This window comes from Mesorhizobium sp., assembly GCF_041661565.1.
In the GTDB taxonomy this organism is placed as follows: domain Bacteria; phylum Pseudomonadota; class Alphaproteobacteria; order Rhizobiales; family Rhizobiaceae; genus Mesorhizobium.
This window is the reverse complement of sequence record NZ_JBAZUD010000155.1, coordinates 1-11,259: the sequence shown is the minus strand read 5'-3', so window position 1 is coordinate 11,259 and position 11,259 is coordinate 1. Positions and strand designations below refer to the sequence as shown.

8 protein-coding genes are annotated in these 11,259 nt (G+C 64.3%); 6 read left to right on the top strand and 2 right to left on the bottom strand.

Annotated features, from left to right (window positions below; all coding sequences use genetic code 11):
* Positions 1 to 414 precede the first annotated feature (414 nt).
* The 5 genes from tssH to WC739_RS21625 all read left to right on the top strand — a co-directional run bounded on the left by tssH (position 415) and on the right by WC739_RS21625 (position 7,779).
* The gene (tssH, locus tag WC739_RS21645) at positions 415 to 3,222 is read left to right on the top strand and encodes a type VI secretion system ATPase TssH (RefSeq protein ID WP_372955040.1); all 2,808 of its coding nucleotides are present in this window, start codon (positions 415 to 417) and stop codon (positions 3,220 to 3,222) included.
* Positions 3,223 to 3,410: 188 nt separating this feature from the next.
* Positions 3,411 to 4,733: an LLM class flavin-dependent oxidoreductase gene (locus WC739_RS21640; protein WP_372955039.1), complete on the top strand. Its 1,323-nt coding sequence runs from the start codon at positions 3,411 to 3,413 to the stop codon at positions 4,731 to 4,733.
* Positions 4,734 to 4,758: 25 nt separating this feature from the next.
* Positions 4,759 to 5,778 (top strand): NADP-dependent oxidoreductase, encoded by a 1,020-nt coding sequence (locus WC739_RS21635; protein ID WP_372955038.1) that lies wholly within the window; start codon positions 4,759 to 4,761, stop codon positions 5,776 to 5,778.
* Between the two features lie 157 nt (positions 5,779 to 5,935).
* Complete coding sequence (gene fghA / locus WC739_RS21630; protein WP_372955037.1) at positions 5,936 to 6,790, top strand: S-formylglutathione hydrolase; 855 nt, start codon at positions 5,936 to 5,938, stop codon at positions 6,788 to 6,790.
* 152 nt (positions 6,791 to 6,942) lie between these two features.
* Positions 6,943 to 7,779: an amidohydrolase gene (locus tag WC739_RS21625; RefSeq protein ID WP_372955036.1), complete on the top strand. Its 837-nt coding sequence runs from the start codon at positions 6,943 to 6,945 to the stop codon at positions 7,777 to 7,779.
* A 108-nt stretch (positions 7,780 to 7,887) separates the two neighbouring features.
* On the opposite strand, the gene WC739_RS21620 is transcribed toward WC739_RS21625, so the two are convergent.
* A complete protein-coding gene (locus WC739_RS21620; RefSeq protein ID WP_372955035.1) occupies positions 7,888 to 8,889 on the bottom strand; it encodes a Tim44 domain-containing protein in 1,002 nt (333 codons plus the stop codon).
* Between the two features lie 336 nt (positions 8,890 to 9,225).
* On the opposite strand from WC739_RS21620, the gene WC739_RS21615 reads away from it, so the two are divergent.
* Positions 9,226 to 10,872 carry an acetolactate synthase large subunit gene (locus tag WC739_RS21615; RefSeq protein ID WP_372955034.1) on the top strand — a complete coding sequence of 549 codons (1,647 nt, stop codon included), beginning with the start codon at positions 9,226 to 9,228 and terminating at the stop codon, positions 10,870 to 10,872.
* Between the two features lie 51 nt (positions 10,873 to 10,923).
* Here the strand turns inward: WC739_RS21615 and WC739_RS21610 are convergent.
* A partial coding sequence (locus WC739_RS21610) for a transporter substrate-binding protein (RefSeq protein WP_372955033.1) occupies positions 10,924 to 11,259 on the bottom strand: 336 nt, incomplete at its 5' end.

The following is an 11,259-nucleotide window of genomic DNA, read 5'->3' as shown; positions in this document are numbered from 1 at the left end:
GCCGGATCATTGCGCAAGTCTTCCCCTGACGGATTTTCACCGTCGAGCGGACTAAGCCATAGTGCGACATCGATCACACCAACCCCCAAGCGACAGGCCCTCGAAGGCGCCTGCCCCTACGTTACCACACGGTTGTAGCTTACCACAATTCGGCCATTGCTCAAAAAATTAACGAAAGCTGACCGGACTGCCTCGGAAGCGCCAAAACCTTGGCTCTATGGCTGGACGCGGCGTGTCAAATGCGTCACATGGAAGCAGGCAATTGCGTGGCTGTTCGCAGTTACTGGTGCGGAACTTTCCACACATGTCCAGCAGCCTCTTGAATTGCAGGATGGCGATCGCCGTCCTCGGGCGCTTTGTCGGTGGCGCCCCATGTGGCATTTTACCGGCGGGCAGATTGCAGGAGCACGTTCGATGGAACAGCGCCGCTCATCGCAGACCTTCAAGCGTAAGGAACTGGTCGGCAAGCTCAATCCGGTCGGGCTGCGGGCCTTCAAGGCCGCGGCCGACGCCGCCAAGCTGCGCGGCAATCCCTATGTCGAACTCGTCCACTTCATCGAGCAGCTTGTGCTCTCCGACCGCTCGGACGTGCAGATGATGATCGCCGATGCGGGCGTGGATGCGAGCCGGCTCATCGCCGATATGACCCGCGCCGTGGACAAGCTTCCCTACGGCGCGACGTCGATCGAGGAATTTTCCGACCACATCTTCCACGCCATCCAGGAAGCCTGGAACCTGGCGACGCTCGAGTTCAGCGTCGAGGAAGTCCGCAGCGCGCATATCCTTCTCGCCTGCCTGAAGACTCCGGTGCTGGAAGGCCTGCTGTCGAAAATCAGCGGCGAGTTCGACAAGATCGACGCCGACGCGGTCATCGCGCGATTTGCCGATGTCGTGGAGGGCTCTCTCGAAGCCGGCGCCTCTTCGACGACGCCCGCCGCGGAACCGCCCATGAAACGGGGCCCAGGCGGGGATTCGGCGCTGGCGAGATACGCCACTGACCTGACCCAGCGTGCCCGCGACGGCAAGATCGATCCGGTCGTCGGCCGCGACCCGGAGATCAGGCAGATCGTCGATATCCTGATGCGGCGGCGCCAGAACAACCCGATCCTGACCGGCGAGGCCGGGGTGGGCAAGACCGCGGTCGTCGAGGGCTTTGCCTTGCGTATCGCCCAGGGCGACGTGCCGCCGACGCTGCAGAATGTCAGCGTGCGCATGCTCGACGTCGGATTGATGCAGGCGGGCGCCAGCGTGAAGGGCGAATTCGAAAAACGGCTGAAGGCCGTCATCGACGAGGTGCAATCGTCCGAGACGCCGGTCATCCTGTTCATCGACGAGGCCCACACCTTGATCGGGGCCGGTGGCGCGGCCGGAACCGGCGATGCCGCCAATCTCCTGAAGCCGGCGCTGGCGCGCGGCGAACTTCGCACCATCGCCGCGACCACCTGGGCCGAATACAAGCAACACATCGAAAAAGACCCGGCGTTGACCCGCCGTTTCCAAGTGGTGAAGATCGATGAGCCCTCGGAGACGGTGGCCGTTCTGATGCTGCGCGGCGTGGCCGGCGTCCTGGAGCAGCACCACAAGGTGCAAATACTCGATGAGGCGATCGAGGCGGCGGTCGGCCTGTCGCATCGCTATATCCCGGCGCGGCAACTGCCCGACAAGGCGGTGAGCCTTCTCGACACCGCTTGCGCCCGCGTCGCCATATCGCAGCACGCCACGCCGGCAGAGGTAGAAGACATCATGCGCCGCCGCCAGGCGCTGGAGGTCGAACGCGGCATCATCGGCCGCGAGGCCGCGATCGGCATCGAGGTGACGGACCGGCAGGCGCGCGTCGAAGCCGGGCTCGCCGAAACCGAGACCACGCTGGCCGCCGCCGAGGGGCGCTGGCAGCGCGAAAAGTCGCTGGTCGCCGAGATCCTCGAATTGCGGGCGCGGCTGCGCGGCGAGGGCGTGCCGCTCGATACGGCGGCGACCGCTGAGGACGATACCGAAACGGCATCGCAGGACGCTGAAAAGACAAAAGTGCCCGGGACGGAGCCGCCGATGGATGAAACGACGAAGACCAATGCGGCCAAAGCCATGGCCGCCAACGCCGACGTCGAGACGCCGGCGGCTGCCGATCCACCCGATCCCGCTGCCGACCTTGCGCGTTTACGCGAACTGATGGCCGAGCTTGCCTCTGCACAAGGCGAAACACCGCTCATCCTGCCGTCCGTCGATAGGAACGCCGTTGCTGCCGTCGTTCAGGACTGGACCGGCATTCCGACGGGGCGGATGCTGTCCAGCCAGACCGAAAAGGCCTTGCGCTTGGCCGCGACCTTGTCCGAACGCGTGGTCGGCCAGGATCACGCCATGGAGATGATCGCCAAACGCGTGCAGACCAGCCGCGCCGGGCTCGGCGCGCCCGAAAAGCCGGTCGGCGTCTTCCTGCTCTGCGGCCCCTCGGGCGTCGGCAAGACCGAAACCGCGCTGGCGCTGGCCGAAACGCTGTACGGCGGCGAACAGAACCTGATCTCGATCAACATGTCCGAGTTCCAGGAGGCCCACACGGTCTCGACGCTCAAAGGCGCGCCGCCCGGCTATGTCGGCTATGGCAAGGGCGGCATCCTGACCGAGGCGGTCCGGCGCAAACCCTATTCGGTGATCCTGCTCGACGAGGTCGAGAAGGCGCATCCCGACGTGCACGAGATCTTCTTCCAGGTCTTCGACAAGGGGATGATGGATGACAGTGAGGGCCGGCGCATCGATTTCAAGAACACGCTGATCCTGCTCACCTCGAATGTCGGCTCCGAGGTCATCATGGACCGCACCAAAAATGGCACGCTGCGGGCAGGGCTCGACGACCTGGACATTGGCTTGCGCGGCCCGCTGCTGAAGGTTTTCCCGGCGGCCTTCCTCGGTCGTGTTGTGACCATTCCGTATTATCCCCTCTCGGATTCAATGATCGAGGCGATCACCCGCCACCAGTTCGCCAAGATCGCACGCCGGCTGCTTGCCACCAGCGAAGCGGAGCTGGTGATCGGCGACGGCGTCATGGATCTGGTCAAGGCCCGCTGCACCGAGATCGAATCCGGCGGGCGGATGATCGACGCCATCCTGACCAACACGCTTCTGCCGGAACTGAGCCGCGGCGTGTTGAACCGGTCGCTCGAAGGCGCAAAGATGACGAAGGTGACCGTCGGCGCCTCCACGGAAGGGTTCACCTATTCCTTCGAGTAGGGGTGCGGCTTGGCAGGGCGGGCAACACAGCGATCGGATGGCGTAGCGCTGTGCCATTGTGTGCCGTCTGCGGGGAAGCCAATGCTGCGGAAGTCGGCGGCGGTGGAATAGAATATCTTCCCCGCGCTTTGACGGAGGCCGATCCTCAGCCAGATGCTTTCAAATCCAACATTCGAGATATCCATCAGATGACCCAGAAGCAATTGCGGCTCGGCGCCTTCATGCGCCCTGTCAGCCTGCACACCGGCGCATGGCGCTATCCCGGCGCCTATCCGGACGCCAATTTCAATTTCGCGCATATGAAGCGCTTCGCCCAGACCCTGGAGGCGGCGAAGTTCGACGCCTTCTTCATGGCCGACCATCTGGCCGTCCTCAACATGCCGATCGAGGCGCTGCGGCGCAGCCACACGGTCACATCGTTCGAGCCGTTCACGCTGCTGTCGGCGCTGGCCGCCGTCACCGATCATATCGGCCTGATCGCGACCGCATCGACCACATTCGATGCGCCCTATCACATAGCCCGCCGCTTCGCCTCGCTGGACCATATCAGCGGCGGGCGCGCCGGCTGGAACATCGTCACCACGTCCAACCCCGATGCAGCGCTGAATTTCGGCCTCGACGACCATGTCGAGCATGATGAGCGCTACCGGCGGGCACGGGAATTCCATGATGTCGTGACCGGCCTGTGGGATAGCTTTGCCGACGATGCCTTTATCCGCGACGCCGAAAGCGGCCTCTATTTCGACCCGGCCAGGCTGCATGTGCTGGACCACAAGGGCGAGCATCTTTCGGTGCGGGGGCCACTCAACATCGCCCGGCCCGTGCAGGGCTGGCCGGTCATCGTCCAGGCCGGCGCGTCCGAGGCAGGGCGGCAACTGGCGGCGGAAACGGCGGAAGTCATTTTCGCCGCGCATGCCGATCTCGCCTCGGGGCAACGTTTCTTTGCCGACGTCAAGGGCCGGGCCGAGAAACTCGGCCGCTCCCGCGACGACATCAAGATCCTGCCCGGGGCGTTTGTCGTTGTCGGCGACAGCATCGAGGACGCGCAGGCCAGGCGGGCGAAACTCGACAGCCTCGTCTACTACGAGAGCGGCATCGCCTCGCTGTCGATTGCGATTGGTCATGACGCGTCCGGTTTTGACCCGGACGCGCCATTGCCGGATATCCCCGAAAGCAACGCCTCGAAGAGCGGCCGGGCGCGCGTTGTCGAACTGGCGCGCGAGGAGAACCTCACCGTCCGGCAGCTTGCCCAGAGGCTGGGCGGTTATTCGGGCCTTGCCTTCGTCGGCACCCCTCGGACAATCGCCGACGAGATGGAGGAATGGCTTGTCGCCGAAGGCTCCGACGGCTTCAACGTCATGTTTCCCTACCTACCCGCCGGCCTTGACGACTTTGCCGAGAGGGTTGTGCCTGAACTGCAGCGGCGCGGCATCTTCAGGCGGCAATATGAGGGATCGACATTGCGCGAGAATCTCGGCTTGAAGCGGCCGGCGAACCGGTTTTTCGGGTAGAGTGTTCTTTTCGCGGAGGTACCAAGTGGCGATCCAGACCAACACCCGCATCGTGCTCGCGGCGCGGCCGCAAGGCAGGCCGAAGCCGAGCGATTTCCGCATCGAGACGGTCGACATTGTCGAGCCGGGGGAGGGGGAACTGCTATTGCAGATCCTCTATCTGTCGCTCGACCCCTATATGCGCGGCCGCATGAACGCGGCACGATCCTATGCCAAGCCGGTCGAGGTCGACAGTGTGATGGAGGGCGGCACGGTTGCGCGCGTCATCAAATCCCGCCACACCGGCTTCGCGCAAGGGGATATCGTCTTGTCCCACTCAGGGTGGCAGGGCTTTGCCCTGTCGGACGGCGTCGGGCTGCGCAAGCTCGATCCGGCCACCGCGCCCGTCACCACCGCGCTTGGCGTGCTCGGCATGCCGGGTTTCACGGCCTATGCCGGTCTGCTCACCATCGGCAAGCCAAAGCCTGGCGAGACCGTGGTCGTTGCGGCGGCCAGCGGCGCGGTCGGATCAGCCGTGGGCCAGATCGCGCGCATCAAGGGGGCTCGCGCCGTCGGCATCGCCGGCGGTGCCGAAAAATGCGCTTTCGTGAGGCGGGAGCTCGGCTTCGACGCGGTCGTCGACCACCGTGACGATGATTTTGCCGCGCAACTGAAGGCAGCCTGCCCGGACGGCATCGACATCTATTTCGAGAATGTCGGCGGTCCCGTCTGGGATGCGGTGTTTCCCCTTCTGAATGATTTCGCGCGTGTTCCGGTTTGTGGCCTGATCGCGCAATACAATGTCGTCGCGGAAGCTGGGGTCGACCGGCTGCCGGCCCTGATGCAGCAAGTGCTGCATCGCAGCCTGACGATCAGGGGGTTTATCCAGCGCGAATTCGCCGACCAGCGCCCTGCCTTCTATCGCGACATGGCGGGCTGGATAGCTTCCGGCCGCGTTCGATACCGGGAAGATATCGTGGATGGCCTGGAAATTGCGCCGCAGGCCTTTATGGGCCTTCTCGAGGGCAGGAATTTCGGCAAGCTCATCGTGCGAGTCGCGGCATGATCATCGCCGCGGAACCTGATGAGGCGTCAGCACAGGTTTTGTGATGGCGCCGCGGACCCGCTGCCGTCAGCAGGACCGAAACTCACGCCGCTTGCGGCTGCCGCAGCCGATGCCGTAGATACACGGCGGGGGATCGGCGTTTGGTGGAGCGGAACACATGCCCGAACAGATGAAACACATCTCCATCGCCAAATCACATGGCGGCGTCCAGGGCGTTTACGCCCACACTTCTGAAGTCTGCGCCTGCGAAATGACGTTTGCCGTCTTCGTGCCGCCGCGGGCGCGGGAAACGCCTTGCCCGGTGGTGTGGTATCTGTCCGGTCTCACCTGCACCCACGCGAATGTCATGGACAAGGGCGAGTACAGGCGTTTGGCCGCCGAGCTTGGCCTGATCGTTGTTTGCCCCGACACAAGTCCGCGCGGCGCCGGTATCCCCGATGAGAAGGACAATTGGCAGTTTGGCTGCGGCGCCGGCTTCTACGTCGATGCGACCCAAGTGCCCTATGCGAGAAACTATCGCATGTATTCCTACATCGCCGAGGAATTGCCCGCGCTTGTCGCGCGGCAGTTTCCGGCCGATATGACGCGCCAGGCGATCTTCGGGCACTCGATGGGCGGGCACGGCGCGCTGACGATCGCGTTGAAAAATCCGGAGCGTTTCACAAGCTGCTCCGCCTTCGCACCCATCGTGCAGCCGAGCACGGCTGGCTGGTCACGGCCGGCCTTCGAGAAGTATCTCGGCAATGACGAGGCGTCGTGGCGAGCCTATGATGCCACCTCCTTGATCGAGGGCGGCTGCCGTTTCCCGGAATTCCTCGTCGATCAGGGCACGGCGGACGGATTCCTGAATGATGGGCTGAGGCCCTGGCTCCTCGAAGCGGCCTGCGCCAAGGCCGGCATTCCGCTGACGTTGCGCATGCAGGACGGATACGATCACTCGTATTTCTTCATCTCGACCTTCATGGACGACCATCTGAGGTGGCACGGCCAGAGATTGTCGAGCCGCGCCTGATCTAGCCTAAGATGCTGAAATTCCTCGACGTCCGGATTCTCTCCATGCCAATGCTGGCGGCTAGAGGAAAGCTGGCAAATCATGCCGTCGTCGCGGAGCGTTTGAAGGCAGACTCCGTGGGATGATTTAGGAAAGTCCGGAGGAGAACCGCCATGATCATCGACACGCATCTTCATCTCATCGATCGCTCGGCCCTGCGCTATCCCTGGCTTGCCGGCGAGCCGGCGCTCGATCGCGACTTCTCCTACGAGGAATACGCGGCGGAGGCGAAGCGTGTCGGCGTCGAGCGCGTGCTGCACATGGAGGTCGATGTCGATCCGGCCGATATCGAAGCCGAGACCGCGCGGATCGAAGCCCTGTCGCGCCAACCGGGCAGCATGCTGGCTGGAGCGATCGCGTCCTGCAGGCCGGAGGAGGCGGGCTTTCCGGCCTATCTCGACCGCCAGCGGGCAAACCCTTTCGTCAAAGGGTTCCGCCGCGTCCTCCATGTCGTGCCGGACGACATCTCGGAAGGAGCGCTGTTTCGGGAAAACATCAAGCGGCTGGCCGATACGGGGCTGGTTTTTGATCTCGTCGTGCTGCCGCACCAGATCCCCAAGGCGATCGCGCTTGTCGATCTGGCGCCGGATGTCCGCTTCGTCCTCGATCATTGCGGCGTTCCCGACATCAAGAGCGGAGCCGAGCATCCGTGGCGTGCCCATATGAGCGAGATCGCCCGGCGTCCGAATGTCACGGCCAAGATTTCCGGCGTCGTTGCCTATGCCGGCCCCTCCTCGACGGTCGAGACATTGCGCCCCTATGTCGAACACACCATCGGGGCGTTCGGTTGGGACCGCATCGTCTGGGGAAGCGACTGGCCGGTGTGCACACTTGGCGGCGGCCTCTCGACCTGGGTGGCGGCGACCCATGCGCTGCTTTCTGGCTGCGGGCATTCTGAACGCGAGCGGCTCTTGCGGGCCAACGCCGTCAAAGTGTGGCAGCTAGAATAGCACGGCGTCGCGTCGGATGGCGGCCGCGACCTGACAGTCGCGGCCGTGTAATGCACGCGCGGAATACGGAACCCGCCCGCAGCGTCTCTGTCTGCGGGGAGGGCGGCTTCAGGCCTGTTGTATTGCCGAGAGCTTCCAGCTCGAGCCATCCTGGCGCGTGAATGTCCACAGTTCCGTGGTCTCAGTCGGACGGCCCTCGTCGCCCTCGACGACCTTGCCGCTGGCGCGGTCGCGCATCACATCGCGAGACTCGTAGCGCAACGCGGCCGTGGCATAGTCGCGATCATCCTCGCGCCAGCTTTCGGCGATATCGGCCTGCAGCAGGGCGATGTCGGTCACCTCGTTCCTGAGACCTTTCTGGGCATTTTCGGCCAGCTCTTCCGAGAGATAGGAGACCATCTCGGGCGTCACCGCCCGGCGCAGCGCGGCATGGTCTTCGCGCCCGAAGGCTTCCTGGACCTCGGTCAACAATTGCTGGAATGCGTCGAGGTCGGTTTGACCGAGCGTGAGGTCCTCGGAGACGGGGGCCGGAGAGCCTTCGCTCGAACCGCCCCCAAAGCCGGGTATCGTGAACGAGCCTGTCGTGCGTTGCTGCGCTGTCGCCCGGTTCTCGAACCTCGACGCCTGGGCATTGCCGGCACCGGCGAACGCAGGGGCAGGGCCCTGCGCCGATCGCGACCGAAAGAAGCGGATAGCCAGCATGATTGCGCCGCCGATGAGTACGGCTTGAAGCAGGAAGCCGAACATGCCGGCGAGGCCGCCCAGGCCTTGGCCCATGAGCAGGCCGATCAGGCCGCCGAGCAACAGGCCGCGCATCATCGTTCCCCCGAAGCCGCTCATGAAGCCCGGCCTCTGGAGGCCGGCCTGCGGCTGCCGTGCCTGCGTGTTCACACCGGTGTTTGGCGTCATCGAACGCTCGACCGGGGCGGTCGGCGCCGGGGCTGTCCTGGTCGGCGGGGCCGACTGGAACGTGCGCGTGCCGCGGCTGCCGAAGCTGCCGCCGCGACGGGCCTCGGCATGATCCATCGCGACCATGGAGAATGCCAAAAGCAGCCCTGCGAAGAGGGCGGCAAACCGGCCTTTGCGAGAACCGAGAAGGGAGGATGTCATGCGGGGCTCCGAACCGAAAAGGATGAGCCCGCTTGACCGATAGGATGGAAACGGGCCCGTTGAAGCGGTCCGACATCACAATCGCCAGAGGCGATAGTCAGAGGGGCCCGGCCCGCATCCCGCATTTGGGAATGCAAGGCCGGACCTTCAAGGGCGACAGCGCCGCGCGAGGAATATTTGTTGGTCATGGTGCCGGCCACCGCTATATCCGTTTGTGTCGCCAAGGCAGCCCACCGCGTTCCTTGCTGCCCAAACTGGATGGCGCTCTTTGAGACGTGGCAATCCGTTGCCATGTGGGGATGGCTTAGAATTTACACATTGCTGGAGTGACGGCCCATGACCAAAGGCTCGGATCTGTTCGTCGCGGCCCTCGAAAACGAAGGCGTCGAACGGATTTTCGGCATTCCGGGCGAAGAGAACCTCGATATCGTCGAGTCCATCCGCCGCTCCTCCATTCAACTGATCCTGACCCGCCACGAGCAGGCCGCCGCCTTCATGGCCGCCACCTATGGCCGGCTCACCGGCAAGCCGGGTGTGTGCATCACCACGCTTGGCCCGGGCGCGCTCAACCTGACGACCGGCGCCGCCTATGCGCTGCTCGGCGCGATGCCGATGATCATGATCACCGGCCAGAAGGGCATCCTGTCCTCCCGGCAGGCGCGCTTCCAGATCGTCGACATCGTCGCCGCGATGAAGCCGCTGACCAAGCTGTCGCGGCAGATTGTGTCGCCGAAGATGATCCCGTCGCTGGTGCGCGAAGCGTTTCGCGTCGCCCAGGAGGAGCGTCCGGGCCCCGTGCATCTGGAACTGCCGGAGGATATCGCGGCGGCGGAGTGCGAACCGGTCGCGCTGGTGCCGACGCATCCGGTCGAACTTCCCGTGGCCAGCGCCGGCGCGCTCGATCGCGCCGCAGGCATGATCATCCAGGCCCAGAGGCCGCTGCTGATGTTCGGCGCCGCGGCGTCGCGCCCGCGCTCGACCTCCGACATCGCGCGGTTCGTGTTGCGCACGCGGATCCCCTACTTCACGACGCAGATGGGCAAGGGCACGGTGCCGGGGGGAACCGAGCTTTACATGGGAACCGCCGCACTTTCAGAGCGCGACTATGTCCACGAGGCGATAGAACAGGCCGATCTGATCATCACCATCGGCCACGACACGATCGAGAAACCGCCCTTCATCATGGGGGCCAAGGGACCGAAAGTCATCCATGTCGGCTACCAGTCGGCGGATGTCGAGCAAGTCTACTTCCCGCAGGCCGAGATCGTCGGCGACCTGGGTCCTTCGCTGGCGCTGTTGGCCGACCGCATCGAGGGCAAGATCCCCAATGCGGGGGCCCTGCTGCCCCTGCGGGAAGGCATCTTGAGCCGGATCGCCGCGCGCGCCACCGAGGATCGCTTCACGCCGCAGCGCATCGTGCACGACGTGCGGGCCGTGATGCCGCCCGACGGGATCCTCGCCCTCGACAATGGCATGTACAAGATCTGGTTCGCGCGCAACTACCGGACGCGGATGGCAAACACGCTGCTGCTCGACAATGCGCTGGCCACCATGGGCGCTGGCTTGCCGTCGGCGATGGCGGCGGCGCTGCTCTACCCACGGCGCCGGGTCATGGCCATCTGCGGCGACGGCGGCTTCATGATGAACAGCCAGGAACTGGAGACCGCGGTCAGGCTCAAGCTCAACCTCGTCGTCCTGCTGCTGGAGGACCATGCCTATGGCATGATCCGCTGGAAGCAGGCTGTCGACCAATTCCCGGATTTCGGCATGACGTTCGGCAATCCCGACTTCGTCAAATACGCCGAGGCCTATGGCGCCAGGGGGACCAGGGTTGCCGATGTCGCCGGATTGCAGCCGGCGCTGGAACAGGCCTTTGCCGGTGGCGGGGTGCATCTGGTCGTGGTCCCCATCGACTATTCCGAAAACACCAGGGTGCTTGTCGACGAGCTGCGCGAAAGGCTGCCGGCGCGGCGGACGCCCTGACGGCAGCGGCAAAGCCGCCGTCAGGACTGGTTGGACTTGTTCCGGTCGCTCCTACACCTTGCAGTAGGTGGTTACCGGCGCGATGACGCCGAAATCCTTGACGATTTCGTAGCCAACGCCATCGGCCGCCGCCTTGCCGACATAGGAATGGCAGAACGTGTGGTTGTTGGTGGCGTCGACGCGGATCTTGCCTTGCGGCGCGTCGAACTCGATGGTCGGCAGCGCCTTCAGCACATCGTCGTCCTTCAGCGAGCCGGCCTTTTCGGCGGCAAGCGCGTAAAGATGCAGGCCGTTGTAGCCGGCCTCGCCGATGCCGTTGACCATCTTTTCCTGGCCGAACTTTTCGCGGAAGCTCGAGATGAACTTCTTGTTGACCGGATTGTCGAG

What these genes read in the sequence shown, in the direction of transcription:
- fghA (WP_372955037.1), top strand. Translation starts at nt 5,936, where the DNA reads ATGCCCGAACAGATGAAACACATCTCCATCGCCAAATCACATGGCGGC.
- WC739_RS21615 (WP_372955034.1), top strand. Translation starts at nt 9,226, where the DNA reads ATGACCAAAGGCTCGGATCTGTTCGTCGCGGCCCTCGAAAACGAAGGC.
- WC739_RS21620 (WP_372955035.1), bottom strand. Translation starts at nt 8,889, where the DNA reads ATGACATCCTCCCTTCTCGGTTCTCGCAAAGGCCGGTTTGCCGCCCTC.
- WC739_RS21640 (WP_372955039.1), top strand. Translation starts at nt 3,411, where the DNA reads ATGACCCAGAAGCAATTGCGGCTCGGCGCCTTCATGCGCCCTGTCAGC.
- WC739_RS21625 (WP_372955036.1), top strand. Translation starts at nt 6,943, where the DNA reads ATGATCATCGACACGCATCTTCATCTCATCGATCGCTCGGCCCTGCGC.
- tssH (WP_372955040.1), top strand. Translation starts at nt 415, where the DNA reads ATGGAACAGCGCCGCTCATCGCAGACCTTCAAGCGTAAGGAACTGGTC.